We start from the raw sequence: 17,813 nt of genomic DNA on the forward strand, positions 1-17,813 counted from the left end.
CCGTCGCCGATGCCGGCCGATTCCTTCCTGCAACAGGCCTTGTCCGCGGCCCTCGAAGCCGCCGACGCGGCCGCGGCCGTGATCGGGCCGCGCTATCGCCGGCGCGACTTCGCGGTCGTCACGAAAGAAGATCTCACGCCGGTCACCGAGGCCGACCGCGAGGCGGAGGCGGCGATCAAGCGGGTGCTGCGCGCGCGCTTCCCGGACCACGCGTTCTACGGCGAGGAAGAGGGGCGCGAAGGCGAGGGCGACTGGCTCTGGCTGATCGATCCGATCGACGGCACCAAGGCCTTCGTGCGTGGCTATCCGTTCTTCTCGACGCAGATCGCGCTGATGCATCGCGGCGAGCTGGTGCTCGGCGTTTCCGACGCCGGCGAGTACGGCGAGCGCGCCTGGGCGCTGCGCGGCGGCGGCGCCTTCCTGGCCGACACGCGGCTGGCCGCGTCGGCACCGCAGCCGCTGCGTGTCGGCGACGCCGACGCGTTCGGGCCGCAGACGGCTGTTTCGACCGGCAACCTCAAGTCGCTGGCCGCCGACGCGCGCTGGAACGTCCTGGCGGACCTGGTCCGCCGCAGCGGCCGCATCCGCGGCTACGGCGACTTCCTGCACTACCACCTGCTCGCCCGCGGCGCGATCGACCTGGTGATCGAGTCCGACCTCAACATCCTCGACATCGCCGCCCTGGTCGTGATCGTGCGCGAGGCCGGCGGCGTCTTCACCGCGCTCGACGGCGCCCCGGTCGGCCTGGACACGCGCAGCGCGCTCGCCGGCCCGCCGGCCCTGCACCGGCAGGCCCTGGCGGCCTTCGCCGCCGCCGGCTGATCGCCCCGCCGGCCCGGCCGGCACCCCGCTCCCACCCGCGGTTTCCTGTGTCCCGGCGGCGACGGCCGTGGCGCCGCCGTGGCCGCTCGCCCCGGGTTTTGTTGACTTGGGCCGCCGCGGGTGCTTGAATGCGCGCCTCGTTTTGGACGTATAGACGTCTAAACGTCCTTATTCGAACGATGCGAGGCTCCCGGATGGTCGGCAAGGTGGTCAAATTCGGAGGGACCTCGCTCGGCGACGCGTCCCGCATTGCGCGGGCGGCCGACGCGGTGGTCGTGGCCCGTTCGGAAGGCCCGGTGGCGGTGGTGGTGTCGGCCATGGCCGGCGTCACCAACCGCCTGGCCGGGATCGCCGAGCTGGCCGTCCAGGACGCCGCGGCCGCCGCCGCTGCCGCGCGCGCGCTGGTCGCCAGCCACGCGGACATCGCCGCCGAGCTCGGCGCGGCCCCGGACGGCGACCTGCCGTGGACGCCGGCACGCATCGGCCGGCAGCTCGACGAAAGCCTGCCCGCGCTCGCCGCCGGCGACGCCGCGGCGCGCGACATCCTGCTGGCCAGCGGCGAGAAGCTGGCGGCCTGGCTGCTGCTGGGCGTCGTGCAGGCGCGCGGCGTCGCCGCGGCGATCGTGCCGGCGGAAGTGCTGGTGCGGACCAGCGGCCGCCACGGCAACGCCGAGGTCGACCGGACGGCGACGTCGGCGGCGATCGCGGCGCGCGGCGCCGGCTTCTGGCAGGGCCTGCTGCGCATCGTGCCCGGTTTCACCGGCGCGTCGCCGGACGGCCGGACCACGACGCTCGGCCGCAACGCGTCGGACTACAGCGCCGCATTGCTCGCCGCCGCCCTCGGCTGGCCGCTGGAGATCTGGACCGACGTGGCCGGCTGCTACAGCGCCGACCCGCGCCTGGTGGCCGGCGCCCGGCTGCTGCGGCACCTGTCGCTGGCCGATGCCAACCGCTTCGCCCATGCCGGCGCCAGCGTCATCCATGCCCGCACCCTCGAACCGCTGTTGGAACGGCCGGTGCCGTTGACGATCGTCAACAGCTTCGCGAGCGATGCGCAGAGCACGCGGATCGGTGGTGAGGTCAGCGAGCCGCTGCGCGGGCTGGCGCTGCGCCACGATCTGTCGCTGGCGCGCGGCGCGCGCGCGCTGACCGCCGCCGCGGCGTTCGACCAGGGCGACGACGTCTACGCCGACGCGCCTGCCGCGGTGGTCGCCGTGTCCGAAGATGGCGCCGAGACCGCGGTGCCGGTGGCGCTGCTCAGCGTGTTCGACGATACGGCCGGCGCGTCGCTGCCGCACCGCTGTCGCGAGGCCCTGGCGGCCAGCGACCTGGTACCGCTGGCGTTGTGGTGGTCGCGCCGCGAGCGCTGCGTGCGCATCGCGTTGGCGGCCGCGGACGGCCAGCCGGCATTGCGTGCATTGCACCGGCTGTTGATCGCGGGTGATGCGCCGGTACCGATCCATCTCGCGGTGATCGGTGCCAGCGGGCGGGTCGGCCGCCGGCTGCTGGAGCTGGTCGCCGAGCAGCGCCCGTCGCTGCGCGCGCGGGGCTTCGACCTGCGCGTGGTCGCCGCCGTCAATTCGCGCAAGGCGGTGGTCGATGCGGCCGGTATCGAGCCGGCCGCGGTCGGCGCGCGCCTGGCCGCCGCGAACGAGGCCACGCTGGCCCAGTGGTCGCACGACCTGCTGGCGCGCCCGGAGCGTCCGCTGGTGCTGGTCGATTGCACCGCCAGTGCGGACGTGGCCGCGCGCTATCCGGACTGGCTCGCCGCCGGCATCGACATCGTCACGCCGAACAAGCACGGCCCGTCCGCGGCGGCGCCGCTGGCCGGGGCGATCGCCGAGGCGCAGCGCCAATCCGGTGCGCGCCTGCTGCACGAGACGACGGTCGGCGCGCAGCTGCCGCTGCTGCGGACACTACGCGAACTGACCTCGGCCGGGGACCGGGTGGAGACGCTGGAGGCGGTGCTTTCGGGCACGCTCTCCTACGTGCTCGGCCGCCTGCAGCAGGACGTGCCGTTCTCGGCGGCGGTGCGCGAGGCGGTGGCACTCGGCTACGCCGAACCGCATCCGGGGGCCGATCTTTCCGGCGCCGATGCGGCGCGCAAGCTGGTGATCCTGCTGCGCGCGCTGGGCGTCGCGATCGATCTCGATGAGATCCACCTGCAGCCGCTGGTCGACGCCGAGCGGCTGCGCGAGCCCGATGCCGGCCGCCTGCTCGATACGCTGGAAGACCAGGACGCGCCCTGGCAGCGGGCCGCCGAGGCTGCGCGTGCGGCCGGCGAGTGCTGGATCTACCGCGCCAGCTGGCAGGGCGGCATCGCCCAGCTGCGCGCCGAGCGCGTGCCGCTCAGCCATCCGCTGGCGCGGCTGCTGCCGTGCGAGAACGCGCTGCGCCTGTCGAGCAGCTATTACCGCGCGGCGCCGCTCACGGTGGCCGGGCCCGGTGCCGGTATCGACCTGACGGCGGCCGGCGTGTTCGCCGACCTGCTCGAGGTGATCGCACGCCACCAGCCGGTCGAGCCGCTGCGGCAGATGCCGGCGGGCGCGCCCTTGCGCGCGGTCGCCTGACGCGTCGCTGGCGCGCGGGACCGGCCGGACCGGCTTCGCGTGCGACGGCGCCCTTGGGCTAAAGTCATCGCCTGCATCGACGCCGTCGCCGAGCGGGCATGACCATACGTACCGCCTATCGATTCGGGGACTTCCTGCTGTGCCCCGCCACGCGCGAGCTTCACCAGGGCGGCATGCCGCTGACGGTGGCGGCGCGCGTGTTCGATTGCCTGGCCTATCTGGTCGAGCATCGCGCGCGCGCGGTCGGACGTGACGAGCTGGGCGCGGCGGTGTGGGGGCGGGCGGACGTTTCCGAAGCGCAGCTGACCCAGACCATCCTGCGCGCGCGCCGCCTGCTCGGCGAAGGCAGCGGCGCGCCGAGTTGCATCCGCACGATCCCGAAGTTCGGCTATCACTGGGCCTGCGAGGTCGTGGCCGACCCGGTGGAGGCGGCCGCGGCCGGTGCTCCGCCGGTGCCGCCGGCCGTGGGGCCGGTCGCCGGCGAGCCGCCCGTCGTCGATCGCCGGCCGCCGGCGCGCCCGTCGGCACTGCGCCGCCATTGGCTGCTGCCGGCCGCACTGGCGGTCCTGGTCGTTGCCGCCTGGTTGGTGATGCGGCCGTCGCCGTGGCCGCAGCCGGCGGCTTCGCCGGCCGCGGCCACGGCCGGCATCCTGGTGCTGCCGGTCGAGGTCGGCAGCGGCGGCGACCACGCCTGGGTCCGGCTCGGGGCGATGGACGTCGTCGCCGAGCGCCTGCGCGCGGCCGGCCTGGTGGTGGCGCCGAGCGAGACCACGCTGGCCCTGCTCGGCGCGGCTGCGTCCGGTGCGGACGCGGGCAGCCTGTCGCGCCAGGCCGGCGCCCGCTGGGTCGTCGCCAGTCGTGCCGATCGCAGCGCGCGCGGCTGGCGCGTCAGCCTGAAGGCGGTCGACGCCGCCGGCACCGAGCACACCGCCACCAGCGAGGCCGACGAAGTGCTGGCGGCGTTCCGCGCGAGCGCCGACGGCCTGCTCTCGCGGCTGGGCCTGGCCGCACCGGCGGCGCCGCCGCGCGACCCGGCGGTGGAGGAGACGATCCAGCGCGCGCAGGCGGCGATGCTCGAGAACGACCTCGCGACCGCACAGCGGATCCTGACCGGCGCGCCGGCCCTGGCCGCGGCGCAGCCGGAGCTGCGCTACCAGCTCGCGATGCTGGCGTTCCGCGCCGGCCGGCTGGACGAGGCCGGGCGCGAGCTGCGTGGCCTGCTCGCCGACGAGTCGGCCGCGACCACGCCGTTGCTGCGCGCACGCCTGCACTACGGCCTGGGGGCGATCGCGATGATGCGCGATCGGGCCGCCGAGGCCGAGGCCGAGTTCGATGCCGCGCTGCAATCGCTGGATCGCCGCCAGCACCTGCTCGAATACGGCAAGGCATTGGGCGGCCGCGGCGGCGCCCGCCTCACGCTCGGCCGGGTCCAGCAGGGGCTGGACGACTTCGGCGCGGCGCGTGTGCTGCTGGAACAGTCCGGCGACCGCCTGGCCCTGGCGCGGATGAACCTGACCTACGGCACCGCGCAGCTGTTGCGCGACCGTCCGGGGACGGCGGTGTCCCTGCTCGCCGAAGCGATCACGCAGCTCGAACCGTTCGGCGCGGTCAACGAGCGCGCGCACGGCTATTCGGCCCTGGTCAATGCCGCGCTGGCACTGCTCGACTACGACCGCGCGGCGCAGGCCAGCACGGCCGCCTGGGCCTTGCTGCCGCGCATCGGCGATCCGCTCAACCGGGCCGAGACGGTGATCGATCGCGTATCCCTGCTGCTCGCCCAGGGGCGCCATGCGGACGTGGCGCCGGTGCTCGCCGAACTCGACACGCTCGACCTGGCCGCCCATGCCCGGCTGGACGGCCGCCGCGACAGCGTGCGCGCACAGGTCGCCTGGGCCCGGGGCGACGCAAGCGCCGTGCTGGCGCCGGCCGCCGCTGCGATCGGCAAGCTGGCGGCGCTCGAGCCCGACAGTGCCGCCGAGACGGTCCTGCTGCGCCAGCGGGCCCTGCTCGCGCTGGAGCGCCGAAGCGAGGCCGTGGCGGCCCTCGGTGCGGTTCCGCCGGAGCTGGCGGCCACGCTGGACGGCCGTATGCCGCTCGGCCTGCGCCTGGCGCGCGCCGAACTGGTGGCGAGCGCCGGCGAGGCGGCGGCCGAGCGGGAATTCGCGGCGGCCCTGGCCGACGCCGAAGCGCGCGAGGTGCCGGCGCAGATGCTGCAGGTGGCCGTGTCGATGGTCCCGTACCTGGTGGCGCAGGGCCGTCCCGAGGCCGCCAGCGCCGTGGTCGGCCGCCTGCCGACGGCGGCCGGGCAGAGTTTCGACGGCGTCCTGCTCCAGGTCCGGTTGCACCAGGCGCTCGGGCGCGGCCAGGCCTGGGCCGAGGCATTGCAGCGCGCGCGTGCGCTGGCCGGCGGGCGGACGATTCCGCCCGATCTGCAGTCGGCGCCGCTGGCCGCCCATCTCCCCGGCGGCGGGTGAATCGTTCCGCCAACCATGGGGTTGGCGTCGTGTTGGCGTCCGGTTAGGAGACCGAAACCGCGCTGCAACCGTGCGCGAGGGACAGGGCCGCCCGTCTCGGGACAATGGAACCGGCCGCGGATGCGTCGCGTCCGATCGGCGCGCCGGCGTTCGCGGCGACTCATCCGGTTCTCCATCAGCACGGGGCAGACATCGTGGAAATCATGGCAACAACAGTGAATCGACGGGCGATCGTTTCAGGGCGGGCGACGCCCGCGCGGGCAGGGGCCGCCGCCGTATCGGGCAGGCCCGTCGCGCGCACCCGGCCCGCGCAGGCGCTCGCGCTCCTGCTGCTGGCCCTCGCCGGCTGGCTGTCGGTCGGGACACCGGTGCGGGCCGGCGAGCCGGCGGCACCGGCGATCGTCCTGGACGTCAGCGAGATCGTCGAATACTGGTACTGGGCCGGCGGCGTCGAGGTATCCGGCAGCGGTTTCGCGGCGGCTGCGGCCGTCGACCTGGTCGCCACCGATCCGGAAGGGGGCATCCGGCGTTTCGCAGCGACGACCGATGCCGGTGGTGCGTTCTCCTTCCGCATCAACGCGCTGAGGCTCCGTTCCGTGCTGGGCGAGCACGTCGTCTCGGCCACCGACGGCGAAGGCAACGTCGCCACGGCGCCGCTGGCGGTGATCCGCGACCCGAACGAAGTGGTGGTGGTGAAGACCGAACCCGTGCAACTGCCGATCGCGCAGTTCGCGGCGTCCGGTGTCGAGGTCCGCATCCAGGACCTGGCGCCCGGCGGGCGGGTGAGGATCAACCTCGGCGATCCGGCCGAGAATACCGGTGAGTTGATGAACGACCGGCAGTTGTTCGCCGACGCGGACGGCGTGTTCGAGTTCGTCCTCGACCCGGACACGCAGATATCCGGCGCCGGCGTCGGCGCCGTGGTGCCGACCGAAGGCCTCTGGTCGCTGAGCGTCAGCGACTTCTCGGGCAACGATCACCGCGGCTCGGCCGAGTTCCGGATGCTGCCGGACAATCCCAGCACCGAGCACTACTGCGCGGTGAGCATGAATGCGGCCGAGCCCATCACGCGGGTCGGCTTCGCCGGCATCGACAATCCCTCCGCGGCCGACGCGGCGGACGGCTACGAGGACTTCACCGGTCTCACCGGCCAGGTGACCATCGGCCAGACCCATACGATCCGCCTGCAGGGCCGCGCGCGCTGGTCGTTCAACGCCAATACGTACACGGTGTTCATCGACTGGAACCGCAACGGCATCCTCGACGAGGCGCAGGAGATCTACTGGGTCGGCGCGCTGGTCGGCTCGACCGGACAGGACGGCATGGAAGTGGTCTACGACATCACCGTGCCGGAGGACGCCGTGCCCGGCCCGACGCGGATGCGCGTGCTGAAGGTGTATTCGCCGTCCACGTTCGCGATGTTCTGGCCCGACGGCGCCTGCGGCCGCTACCGCAGCGGCCAGGTGGAGGACTACACGCTGCTCGTCGGACGCAGCGAGGCGATCTTCGCGGACGACTTCGAGGCGGCTTCGACCGTCGTTGCTCCCACGGTCGCCAAGGCCTTCTCGCCTTCGACCGTCGCCACGAGCACGCCGACGGCGCTGACGATCACGCTGACGAACGCCACTGCGGCGGCGGCCACGCTGACGGCCGACCTGGTCGATGCGTTCCCGGACGGCCTGGTGTCGGCGGCCAATGCGTCGACGACCTGCACCGGCGGCCCGGGCCTGGCACAGACCGGCACGTCGGTGACCCTGCGCGCGGGAGCCGTGATACCGGCCGCGGGGTCGTGCGCGATCAGTGTCCAGGTCGCCGCCCTGGCCGTGGGGGATCTCACGAACACGATCCCCGCGGGCGGCCTCGTGACCGACGCCGGCAGCCATGCGGAGGCCGCGACCGCGACGCTGACCGTCGTCGCTCCATGAGCGGGCGGAGACGGCGTTGATCGCGACGTCCGCGCGAGGGCCGGTCGCCGGCTGACCGGCCCGGCGGAACCTGCGGCCGGTGCCGCTGCGGCACCGGCCCGGGACTGCGCTTCGTGCGTGTCGAACAGGCCGCCGCCGTCCTTGCGGACCGCCTCGGGCGGTCGCGCCGGGCCGGCGGCGGTGCTTTCCTAGCGGTCGAGCGCCAGCGCGCGCGCGCGCCGTTCGATCAGTGCCGGCACGCCCTGGTCGGTGAGGCGCAGGTCGCGCAGTTCGTACGGCGCCCGCAGGCCGCCGGCGGACGGCGGGAACGCCAGGTCCAGCCGCCGGGCGCCGGGCTCCATCCAGGCAGCCGACTGCGCCAGCGCCGCCGGCACCAGGCGGCCGCCGGCATCGGTGCCGTAGAGGATGCCGCGCACCTCGTAGCGGCCGGCGCTGGCGACGTCGAGATCGATGGCCACCGTCGTGGCGCTGCGTCCGGCCTTCGTGTCACGCGCCGGCGCGGCGCCGGCGATGCGCGCGGTCGGCACCGTCACGGCCAGCGCCGTGCGCGCATCGCGCTGGAAGGCGCGCGTCCCGTCGCTCGCGGCGAGCGTGGTGCGGACCTCCCACAGGCCGGGCTGCGCGCCGGCCGTCGACGGGACCGACACCCGGCCCTGGACACCGTTTCCGGCGTGCGAGACGGCGAGGTCCCAGCTGCGGCCATCGGGCGCGACGAGCAGGCCGGCGGCCTGGACGACCTGCGCGCCGCCGAGCAAGGCGAGGTCGACGATGAGCTCGTCGCCGGCATGCACGGTATCGCGCGCCGCCGCCAGGGTCAGCCGGTGGGGACTGCGTGGCTCGGTGACGTGCAGCAGGTAGTCGCCTTGCGCACCGTCGACCTGCAGCCGGGCATCGGCCTCGTAGCCGGGCCGCAGGCGGAAGCCGATGCTGCCGGCGGCGACCGCCATGCCGGCTTCGCGCAACGCCGCAGCGTCGACCAGTGCTTCACCGGCACGGTCGAGGCTGGTCCGTTCGGCGCCGCGCACGATCCGCATTCGGGCCGTGGCCAGCGGGGCGGCGGAGGCGGCCGGACTCAGCAGGACCAGCGCCCCCGGCGCAGTCAGTGCCAGCGCATAGCCCTGGCCAAGCTGCACGCCGTCGACGCGCTGCCAGTACTCGCGGCTTTCGGCGACGTGGATCGCCGGCACGCCGGCGAGGGCGTCGCCGGCTGCGAGCGGCTGGGCGTACGTCAGCGGCGCACGCTCGAGCGTCGCCGGCACGCTGCGCTCGACGGCGACGGCGCGACCGGCGACGAGATCGCCGGCCGCGGCCGGCAGCAGGGTGGCGGCCGGTTGGGCCTGGGCGGCCACGGCGAGGAGGAGCGCCGGCCATGCAAAGCGGGTCGTCTTCATCATGGCGGTCCTCACAGGTCGTTGCGCAGGATCGTGTCCAGGCCGAAGCAGGCGCGCCGGCTCTGGTTGTGGTTGAGCACGTAGCCGCTTGCGGTGGACTGGTAGTCGTAGAACCACAGACGGCCGGCGGCGTTCTGGCTGGTGCAATTGAGGAACCCGTCCGAGCAGCCCGCCAGCCAGTTCTGCGTGAATTCCAGTCCCACGCTCTGCGCGTAGCCGCCGCAGTAGGCATTGCCGCTGAAGACGCCGGAGCCGACGTCGGTGCCGACCACGTTCCAGAAGCCTTTCGGCAGCGCCGGCCGGCCGCCGGTGCCGAACAGGTTGTTCTGGTTGTAGTAGGCCATCCAGCTCACCTGCTGCATGCGCACGCCGTCGTTCTGGTAGCCGAGCAGCCAGCCCAATGCGTTCTCGAACACGTTGCCGGCGATCACCGCGTCGGCCAGCGGCGTGCCGGCACTGGACGGTGCCAGCGCGTTGACCCAGCGGATGCGCTGGATGATCGCCGGATAGCGGCTGTCGTAGGTCGGATTCGACAGGATCCAGCGCATCACGTTGCCGCCATTGGAATGGGTGATGACGACCAGGTCCGTGATGCCGCGGCTGGTGATGAAGCCGTGCAGCTGGCCCGCCAGGCAACCGGCGGCCCGGCTGTCCCACATGTACTGCTCGAAGTCGCAGTTGACGACCAGGGTGTTCGCCGGGTTCGGCAGGCCCTGGCGCACCGAGTCGACGAACTCCGCTTTCCAGTAGTCGTTCAGCGCATCGGTCTGGCGGCCGGCGCCGTGGACGAAGGCGACGCCGGTGACGGCGGACGCCACGCCGGGCAGCGCCAGCAGGACCAGCAGGGCAACGGTGGATAGTGATCGAAGCATCGGATTCTCCCCAGAGGACGAGCGCGATCGCCGGCCGTCCCTGTCCGGACGCCGGCGTATGGACGCTACCGGCGGCGCCGGCCGCATTCCTTGACCGGGTGCGCAAAAAGCGGCCGGCGCCGGCCGCCGCGGCTATCCGGAAGCTCCACCGGCGAATTCGCGCGCCAGCAGGCCGTAGAGGGCCGAATGGGCGAACTCGCCGCCGACGTACCAGCGTTCGCGCAGGAGGCCTTCGCAGCGGAAGCCGAGCTTCTCCACGAGCCGGCAGGACGGCCCGTTGCGCGGGTCGATGTCGGCCTCGATGCGCGCCAGGCCGAGCGGACCGAACGCGTGGGCAAGGACGGTCCGCAGCGCTTCCTCCGCATAGCCGCGCCGCCAGTGGGCCGAGCCCAGCGCATAGCCGATCTCCGCGCGCCGGTTGCCGGCATCCACCGCGTACACCGTGACGGTACCGATCACGGTGTCGTCCTCGTTGCGGGCGATGCCCCATTGCCAGAGCGTCCGGTTCACGCGTCCGGCCTCGATGTCGGCCAGGTACCAGCGGGCGTCGTCCGGGGTGGCGAACGGGGGATGGCTCCAATAGCGCATGACCGCCGGGTCGGAGAACACCGCGAACAGGGCGGGCAGGTCGGCTGCCTGCAACTGGCGCAGCCGCAGCCGCGGCCCTGCCAGCAGCGGCAGGGCCGCGACCGCGGGCAGGGCTGCGGCGCTCATCCGCGGCGGCCTTGCCGGGGCCGGACCCGGCGGACGCCGGGGAGCCGCCCCGATTGATGTATTTTCAAGTTCTTCATCGGATGGGTACCATCGAATCGCCGGGCTGCTGCCGCCCGGTGATCGCGACGGTGCACCGGCGCTCCCCAGCCGCCGGCATACAGACGACGGCCAGGATGCAGGAGTCGGTGGATGAGCAAGCAGACGCTGTCGCCATTCTTGCATGACGCCTACGAGACCTTGAGCCAGACGCTCGAGCAGGCGAACGACGCGGTCGTCGCCATCGACGAAGGCGACGCGGTCATCCTGTTCAACGCCGCCGCCGAACGGCTCTGGGGCTACGAGCGCGAAGAGGTGCTCGGACGCGACGTCGCGGTCCTGGTGCCGACCGACATCCGCGGCTTCCACGACGCATACGCCGAGGCCGGCCGCGACGGCGGCCGCCGCGAGCTGCAGGTGACGCGCAAGAACGGCAGCGTGCTGTGGGGCGCGATGTCGATCTCCCGCGTCCGGCTGGCCGGGCGCGTCATCTACACCGCGTTCATCCGCAACGTCACCCGCGAGCGCCACGATCGCGAGCAGCTGCACCTGCTGTCGCTCGGTGTCAACGAGACCGACAACGCGGTCATCATCACCGACGGGGAAGGCAGGATCGTCTACGTCAATGCCGGCCTCGTCCGCCTGCTCGGCTATCCGGCGGACGAGGCCGTGGGGCTCCTTTACGGACAGGTGCTGCGCATGCCGTACCGCGACGAAGCGCCGGCGGCGATGGCCCAGGCCTTCCCGCCACGCTCGGGCAGCCGCCATTCCGAGGAGCTGGTCCTGGACCGCCAGGGGCATCCGCTCTGGTGCTCGATCGTCGTGAACCCGATCTACGACGCGCAGGGCGCGCTCGCCAATACCGTCAGCGTGATGACCAACATCACCGACACGAAGATGCACGAGGTGCTGCAGCACAAGGTGCTCGAGGCCATGGTCCGCGAGGCGCCGGTGCACGAGCTCATGACCCTGGTCTGCCGCGAGGTGGAGCGCATCGCGCCGGAGGTGATCGCATCGATCCTCGGCATCGACGGGGAGGGCAGGCTGCGCCCGCTGGCCGGCCCCAGCCTGCCCGACAGCTACAGCGCCGCGCTCGACGGCGTGCCGATCGGCCCCGGCGTGGGATCGTGCGGGACCGCCGCCTACTTCGGCGAGCCGGTGCTGGTCGAGGACATCGCCACCGATCCGCTCTGGGCGGACTTCAAGCACCTGGCCCTGCCGCACAACCTGCGCGCGTGCTGGTCCAGCCCGATCAAGGCGAGCAACGGCCGCGTGCTGGGATCGTTCGCGTTCTACTATCGCGAGCGATGCGCGCCGAGCCGGTTCCACAAGCGCCTGGTCAGCGTCAGCGTGCACCTGTGCGCCTTGGCGCTGGAGCGCGAAGAATCGCGCACCCGCATCCAGCAGCTGGCGTTCTACGACGCCCTGACCGGCCTGCCGAATCGCAGCTTGCTGCACGCCCGCGCCGAGCAGGCGATCGCCGGGGCTGCCCGCAGCGGCGATGCGCTGGCGGTGCTGTTCATCGACCTGGACCGGTTCAAGCAGGTCAACGACTCCCTCGGGCATCCCGCCGGCGACGACCTGCTGCGGCAGATCGCCTGGCGCCTGCAGGGCCTGGTCTCCGGATCGGACATCGTCGGGCGCCTGGCCGGCGACGAGTTCGTCGTGGTGCTGACCGGCTGCGACGCGCGCGGCGCAGCCGACATGGTCGAGCGCATCCAGCACGCCCTGCGCGTGCCGGTGCCGCTCGGCGAGATCGGCGTCATGCCGTCGGCGAGCATCGGCATCAGCCTGTTCCCGGACAACGGCGACGACATCGACCTGCTGCTGCGGCGCGCCGACATGGCGATGTACCAGGCCAAGACCGCCGGTCGCAACCGCTTCAGCTTCTTCAGCAACGAGATGAACCTGCTCGCGCAGGAGCGCATCGCGCTCGAGACGGCCCTGCGCGAGGCCCTGCGCAACGATGCGCTGCGTCTTTGCTACCAGCCGCAGGTGCGTCTGGGCGATGGCCGCGTGCACGGCGTGGAGGCGCTGGCACGCTGGCGGCATCCGCAGCTGGGCGAGATCTCGCCCGCCCGCTTCATCCCGCTGGCCGAGGAATGCGGCCTGATCGCCGAGATCGGCCAGTGGGCGCTGCGCGAGGTCTGCCGCCAGCTGGCCGAATGGCGGCGGCGCGGCCTCTCGATCCCGACGATCTCGGTCAACCTCTCGCCGACCAGCTTCCGCAACTTCGACCTGCCGCGCCAGATCGCCGAGGTGCTCGCGGCGTCCTCGCTGTGCGGAAAGGACCTGACGCTGGAGATCACCGAGAACGCGTTTCTCGACGCCGGGCCCGACACGATGCGGGTCATCCACGCGGTGCACGCGCAGGGCGTACGGCTTTCGGTCGACGATTTCGGCACCGGCTACTCGAGCCTCGGCGTGCTGCGGCGGCTGCCGGTCGACGAGATCAAGCTGGACCAGAGCTTCGTGCACGACCTGGAAGGCGACGGCGCCTCGCGCGAGCTGACCCGCGCCGTGCAGCGGATCGGCGACAGCCTCGGCCTGTGCGTCGTCGCCGAGGGCGTCGAGACCGAGCGCCAATGCGCGCTGCTGCAGCGCCAGGGCTACCAGGCCGCGCAGGGCTACCTGTTCGCGCCGGCACTTCCGCCGGAGGCGCTGGAACAGTGGCTGCGCGCGCGGGAGCAGGCCGGCGCATCGCCGTCGTCGGCCGCATCGCCGGCCGGCTGATCGCACGCCTCCAGGCCCGAAGGATCTGCCGTCGTCGGCCGCATCGCCGTCCAGCCCGGCGCCGCGGGCGCTGCGACACGCAACGGCGCCGGCTACACTGGCGGCCCCCTTCCGGCGGCCGGCAATGACCACCGAAATCGTCCTCTACGCGCTGGCCGCCGCCCTGATCCTGGTCGGCCTCGCCGGCACCCTCCTTCCGGCCCTGCCGGGCGTGCCGCTGGTGTTCGCCGGCATGCTGGTCGCCGCCTGGGCCGGCGATTTCGTCCATATCGGCTGGGCGACGCTGATCCTGCTCGGCGTATTGACGGTACTGGCGCTGCTGGTGGATTTCCTGGCGAGCATCCTCGGCGCGCGGCGTGTCGGCGCGAGCCGATGGGCCTTGTTCGGCGCGGCGATCGGCACCGTGGTAGGCCTGTTCTTCGGCTTGCCGGGCTTGCTGCTGGGGCCGTTCGTCGGCGCCCTGCTCGGCGAGCTGCTCGCCGGCGGCACGCTGCGGCAGTCCACGGCGGTCGGCCTCGGCGCCTGGCTGGGTTTCCTGTTCGGAACGCTGGCCAAGATCGCCCTGTGCTTCACGATGCTCGGCGTCTTCGCGCTGGCGCTGCTGCTCTAGTCGGCCGGCAGCACGTACAGCAGCACCGCGAAGAACTGCAGGACGCTGCCCGCCAGCACGAAGACGTGCCACAGCGCATGGTTGTACGGCAGCTTGCGCCACAGATAGAACGGCACGCCGAACGTGTAGCACAGGCCGCCGGCCAGCAGCAGCCACAGGCCCGGCACCGGTACGCTGTCGATCAGCGGACCGGCCGCGACGATGCCGACCCAGCCCATGCCGACGTAGAGGCCCACCGACAGCACGCGATTGCGCACCCGGCGCATCTCCAGCGCGATGCCGACCAGGGCCAGCGACCAGACGATCGCGAACAGCGTCCATCCCCAGGGACCGCGCAGGCTGATCAGCGTGAACGGCGTATAGGTGCCGGCGATCAGCAGGAAGATCGCCGCGTGGTCGAGCAGCCGCAGCAGCGGCTTGGCGCCCGGGTTGGGGATGCCGTGGTAGAGCGTGGACGCGGTGTAGAGCAGGACCAATGTCGCGCCATACACGCAGACGCTGGTGACGTGCCAGGCGTCGCCGCGCAGCGAGGCCGCCGCCGCGAGGGTCGCGAGCCCCGCGATGCTCAGCACGATGCCGATGCCGTGGATCAGGCTCGAGGCGATCTCTTCGCGCAGGCTGTAGTCGGACGTGAGCGGCGGGGCGTGGGCGGCCATGAGGGATCCGGTCCGCGGCGTGCTGCGCCGCAGCGTGGCGCCACGGTACTCTCCGCCGCGGCCGAAACCAAGCCTGGTGGCTGGTCTCGATCCCCGGGCAGGGGACTAGGGCGTGTCATCAATCCCTCGGTAGGCCGCGCCGTTCTTGCGTGCGCCCGGGACTGCGTCATCGCTCGGGCGTGGACCGACGCCCACTTCCTCCCTCTTCCTTGTCCCGGACGCACGCTGCCGGGGGATTGATGACACGCCCTAGTGCTGCGGCGGTACGCCGGCGGCCAGCCGCGGCACCGGCGGGCGTGTGGCGCGCACCAGCACCGCCACCAGCACGGCCACGACCAGGAGCGGCAGCAGCAACGGCAGCAACAGGCCGAAGCCGAGCATCGCCGCGAACAGCAGCCCGGCCAGGCCGAACGCCAGGCACAGGACACCGCCGAGGACCAGGCCGATCAGGCGCAGCGCCAGGCCCAGCAGCGAGAACACCAGCCAGAGCACGGCCACCGCGATGGCCAGCCCGAAGAGTGCCGGCAGCAGCGCCAGGCCGCCGCCGATCACGACGAAGGCGCCGACCAGGGTCAGCAAGGCAAGGAACAGGCTCATGTCACATCCTCCGGAAGGGCTGCCGCGACGAGCCGATTCTCAGCCGGCGGTGACGGGGAGTCGCGTGCGAAACGTCATGGCCGCCTTCCGCATGCTCGGGTACGGTTCATGCCGATCATGCTGCGGACAGCCCGAAGCCGTATCCTGGGAACAACCGGAATCTTGCGAGGTGAGCCATGCAGCATTTCGAAATCGTCGTCCATCTGCGCCGCTACGGCGAGGACTCGCCAGCCGCACTGGTCGGCCTGCAGCTGGCCCAGCGGCTCAAGGCCTGGTTGCTCGGCCTGCACCTGGTGCCGATCGCGCCCGCGGCGTTCGCGTCGCCCGACGCCGTGGCGCTGTATGTCCGCGATGCCGAGCAGCTGTGCCGCGACGCCGAGGCGCACGGTCCCTGGTGGCAGGCGCGGCTCGGTGCCTACGGTGCGACCGGCGAATGGCAGGTCGCGCAAGGCGATCCGGTCGAGGCACTGTGCCACGCCTCGCGCTGGTCGGACCTGCTCGTCGTCGAGCGGCCGATCCTGAACCCCGACGCGCCGACCGGCTGGGGCATCGTCTCGCGCACCGTGTTCGGCGCGATGGCACCGGTCCTGGTCGTCCCCGACAGCGCCCGCATCGACCGGGTCGGCCAGCGCATCGTGGTCGCGTTCAACGACAGCCGCGAGGCGATCCTGGCGCTGCGTGGCGCGCTGCCGCTGCTCAAGCAGGCCGAGAAGGTGGACGTGCTGGTCGGCGAGCCGGTTGCCAGCCCGTTCGGCCTCAACTACCTGCCGCGCTTCGACCTGCACGGCTGGCTCGACCGCCACGGCATTGCCGCGTCGTTCCGCGAATTCGGCCCCAGCGGCAAGGACAGCGGTCCGGCCCTGCTCGATGCGGCGCACGCGGCCGACGCGGACCTGATCGTGATGGGCGCCTGGGGGCATTCGCGCATCACCGAGCTGGTACTCGGCGGCTCCACGCGCTACCTGTTCCAGAACAGCGACGTGCCGTTGCTGGTCGCGCACTGACGGCGGCAGGGGCCGGCGCGCCAGACGGCGCCGCGCAGCTGCGCGGCGCCGGAGGGGGCCTACTTGGCGTTGACCAGGGCCAGCGTCATGTCGAGCATGCGGTTGGAGAAACCCCATTCGTTGTCGTACCAGCTCAGCACCTTGACGAACGTACCTTCCATGACACGGGTCTGGGTCGCGTCGTAGATCGACGACAGCGGGTTGTGGTTGAAGTCGATCGACACCAGCGGCTGCGTGTTGATGCCCAGAACGCCCTTGAGCGAACCTTCTGCCGCGGCCTGGATCGCCGCGTCGATCTCTTCCTTGGTCGTCGCGCGCGCGGCGACGAAGCTCAGGTCCACCACCGAGACGTTGATCGTCGGCACTCGCATCGAGAAGCCGTCGAGCTTGCCGTTGAGCTCGGGCAGCACCAGTCCCAACGCCGCGGCGGCGCCGGTCTTGGTCGGGATCTGCGAGTGCGTGGCGCTGCGCGCGCGGCGCAGGTCGCTGTGGTAGACGTCGGTCAGGACCTGGTCGTTGGTGTAGGCATGGATGGTCGTCATCAGGCCGTGCACGATGCCGATCTTCTCGTGCAGCGCCTTGGCCAGCGGCGCCAGGCAGTTGGTCGTGCACGACGCATTGGAGATGACCTGGTGCGCGGCGCTGAGGCGGTCGTGGTTGACGCCGTAGACGAAGGTACCGTCCACGTCCTTGTCGCCGGGCGCCGAGATGATGACCTTCTTCGCGCCGCCGGCGATGTGCGCGCCGGCCTTGGCCTTGGAAGTGAACAGGCCGGTGCACTCGAGCACCACGTCGACGCCGAGATCGCCCCACGGCAGCTTCGACGGGTCGCGCTCGGCGAACACCTTGATGCGGTCGCCGTTGACGACCAGATCGCCGTCCTCGACGGCGACGTCGCCCGGGAACTTGCCGTGGGCGGTGTCGTACCGGGTCAGGTGAGCATTGGTCTCGGCGTTGCCCAGATCGTTGATCGCGACGATCTGGATCTCGCTGTTGCGCTTGGCCTCGTACAGCGCGCGAAGGATGTTGCGGCCGATGCGGCCGTAGCCGTTGATGGCGACCTTGACTGCCATGGAACACTCCTCAGGATGGAAACGGCGGGATTGCCGGAAGGACCAAAAAAGGGGCGCCTAGTTTAACGGCCCTTCCAAGGGGGTGCTAAGAGCCACTCGGATGGAGCCAATCTGCACCGGCCGGGCCGGTGGCACCTGATCCGTGACCGGGGCTGCGCTCCTGCACTGCGACCCTATGGCACTATCGGCTGCGGGGAGGGCGGGCGTAGATTTCACGGTATCTGATCGGCCCACCGCAGGCGTCTGCGCGGCCTTCCCAGAAATTCAGCCGAACGCCGGGCAGGTCCCCCGCCCGGCAGCTTGCGGGACGGGATTGGGCCCGGACCGGAATTTCGA

General features: G+C 72.2%; 13 protein-coding genes. 7 read left to right on the top strand and 6 right to left on the bottom strand.

The genetic code is table 11. The annotated features are described in order from the left end of the window. Nucleotides 1–9: 9 nt before the first annotated feature. The 4 genes from I596_RS03840 (at nt 10) to I596_RS03855 (ending at nt 7,791) form a co-directional block, all read left to right on the top strand. Complete coding sequence (locus I596_RS03840) at nt 10–822, top strand: inositol monophosphatase family protein (protein WP_067644441.1); 813 nt, start codon at nt 10–12, stop codon at nt 820–822. A 206-nt stretch (nt 823–1,028) separates the two neighbouring features. After that, nucleotides 1,029–3,392 (top strand): aspartate kinase, encoded by a 2,364-nt coding sequence (locus I596_RS03845; protein WP_190278979.1) that lies wholly within the window; start codon nt 1,029–1,031, stop codon nt 3,390–3,392. A 98-nt stretch (nt 3,393–3,490) separates the two neighbouring features. After that, a complete protein-coding gene (locus I596_RS03850) occupies nt 3,491–5,866 on the top strand; it encodes a winged helix-turn-helix domain-containing protein (protein ID WP_067644447.1) in 2,376 nt (791 codons plus the stop codon). Nucleotides 5,867–6,069: 203 nt separating this feature from the next. Then, entirely contained in the window at nt 6,070–7,791 is a 1,722-nt protein-coding gene (locus tag I596_RS03855) for a DUF7933 domain-containing protein (RefSeq protein WP_150132000.1), read from the top strand. Between the two features lie 188 nt (nt 7,792–7,979). On the opposite strand, the gene I596_RS03860 is transcribed toward I596_RS03855, so the two are convergent. From I596_RS03860 to I596_RS03870, 3 genes are all read right to left on the bottom strand, one after another. After that, nucleotides 7,980–9,182, bottom strand: a complete 1,203-nt coding sequence (locus tag I596_RS03860) for a DUF4785 domain-containing protein (RefSeq protein WP_223303911.1) — start codon at nt 9,180–9,182, stop codon at nt 7,980–7,982. An 11-nt stretch (nt 9,183–9,193) separates the two neighbouring features. Continuing rightward, nucleotides 9,194–10,054, bottom strand: coding sequence for a hypothetical protein (locus I596_RS03865; protein WP_067644459.1), 861 nt, complete (start codon nt 10,052–10,054; stop codon nt 9,194–9,196). A 132-nt stretch (nt 10,055–10,186) separates the two neighbouring features. Further along, the gene (locus tag I596_RS03870) at nt 10,187–10,768 is read right to left on the bottom strand and encodes a GNAT family N-acetyltransferase (protein ID WP_083965353.1); all 582 of its coding nucleotides are present in this window, start codon (nt 10,766–10,768) and stop codon (nt 10,187–10,189) included. 189 nt (nt 10,769–10,957) lie between these two features. On the opposite strand from I596_RS03870, the gene I596_RS03875 reads away from it, so the two are divergent. Both I596_RS03875 and I596_RS03880 read left to right on the top strand, forming a co-directional pair. Further along, the gene (locus tag I596_RS03875) at nt 10,958–13,537 is read left to right on the top strand and encodes an EAL domain-containing protein (protein WP_067644462.1); all 2,580 of its coding nucleotides are present in this window, start codon (nt 10,958–10,960) and stop codon (nt 13,535–13,537) included. 124 nt (nt 13,538–13,661) lie between these two features. After that, entirely contained in the window at nt 13,662–14,147 is a 486-nt protein-coding gene (locus I596_RS03880) for a DUF456 domain-containing protein (protein ID WP_067644465.1), read from the top strand. On the opposite strand, the gene trhA is transcribed toward I596_RS03880, so the two are convergent. Next, nucleotides 14,144–14,803, bottom strand: a complete 660-nt coding sequence (trhA, locus tag I596_RS03885; protein WP_067644471.1) for a PAQR family membrane homeostasis protein TrhA — start codon at nt 14,801–14,803, stop codon at nt 14,144–14,146. The genes I596_RS03880 and trhA overlap by 4 nt on opposite strands. A gap of 249 nt (nt 14,804–15,052) precedes the next feature. Further along, nucleotides 15,053–15,400 (bottom strand): hypothetical protein, encoded by a 348-nt coding sequence (locus tag I596_RS03890; protein ID WP_067644477.1) that lies wholly within the window; start codon nt 15,398–15,400, stop codon nt 15,053–15,055. Nucleotides 15,401–15,576: 176 nt separating this feature from the next. Between I596_RS03890 and I596_RS03895 the strand changes: the two genes are divergently transcribed. Beyond that, a complete protein-coding gene (locus I596_RS03895; RefSeq protein WP_067644480.1) occupies nt 15,577–16,404 on the top strand; it encodes a universal stress protein in 828 nt (275 codons plus the stop codon). A 59-nt stretch (nt 16,405–16,463) separates the two neighbouring features. On the opposite strand, the gene gap is transcribed toward I596_RS03895, so the two are convergent. Further along, nucleotides 16,464–17,477: a type I glyceraldehyde-3-phosphate dehydrogenase gene (gene gap / locus I596_RS03900; RefSeq protein WP_067644483.1), complete on the bottom strand. Its 1,014-nt coding sequence runs from the start codon at nt 17,475–17,477 to the stop codon at nt 16,464–16,466. Between the last annotated feature and the right edge of the window lie 336 nt (nt 17,478–17,813).

The organism is Dokdonella koreensis DS-123, from assembly GCF_001632775.1.
GTDB classification, from domain to species: Bacteria; Pseudomonadota; Gammaproteobacteria; order Xanthomonadales; family Rhodanobacteraceae; genus Dokdonella; species Dokdonella koreensis.

Bases quoted from the DNA above. Each gene is read 5' to 3' on its own strand.
- I596_RS03840 (WP_067644441.1), top strand. From the start codon at position 10: ATGCCGGCCGATTCCTTCCTGCAACAGGCCTTGTCCGCGGCCCTCGAA.
- I596_RS03850 (WP_067644447.1), top strand. From the start codon at position 3,491: ATGACCATACGTACCGCCTATCGATTCGGGGACTTCCTGCTGTGCCCC.
- I596_RS03855 (WP_150132000.1), top strand. From the start codon at position 6,070: ATGGCAACAACAGTGAATCGACGGGCGATCGTTTCAGGGCGGGCGACG.
- I596_RS03860 (WP_223303911.1), bottom strand. From the start codon at position 9,182: ATGAAGACGACCCGCTTTGCATGGCCGGCGCTCCTCCTCGCCGTGGCC.
- I596_RS03865 (WP_067644459.1), bottom strand. From the start codon at position 10,054: ATGCTTCGATCACTATCCACCGTTGCCCTGCTGGTCCTGCTGGCGCTG.
- I596_RS03870 (WP_083965353.1), bottom strand. From the start codon at position 10,768: ATGAGCGCCGCAGCCCTGCCCGCGGTCGCGGCCCTGCCGCTGCTGGCA.
- I596_RS03875 (WP_067644462.1), top strand. From the start codon at position 10,958: ATGAGCAAGCAGACGCTGTCGCCATTCTTGCATGACGCCTACGAGACC.
- I596_RS03880 (WP_067644465.1), top strand. From the start codon at position 13,662: ATGACCACCGAAATCGTCCTCTACGCGCTGGCCGCCGCCCTGATCCTG.
- trhA (WP_067644471.1), bottom strand. From the start codon at position 14,803: ATGGCCGCCCACGCCCCGCCGCTCACGTCCGACTACAGCCTGCGCGAA.
- I596_RS03890 (WP_067644477.1), bottom strand. From the start codon at position 15,400: ATGAGCCTGTTCCTTGCCTTGCTGACCCTGGTCGGCGCCTTCGTCGTG.
- I596_RS03895 (WP_067644480.1), top strand. From the start codon at position 15,577: ATGCAGCATTTCGAAATCGTCGTCCATCTGCGCCGCTACGGCGAGGAC.
- gap (WP_067644483.1), bottom strand. From the start codon at position 17,477: ATGGCAGTCAAGGTCGCCATCAACGGCTACGGCCGCATCGGCCGCAAC.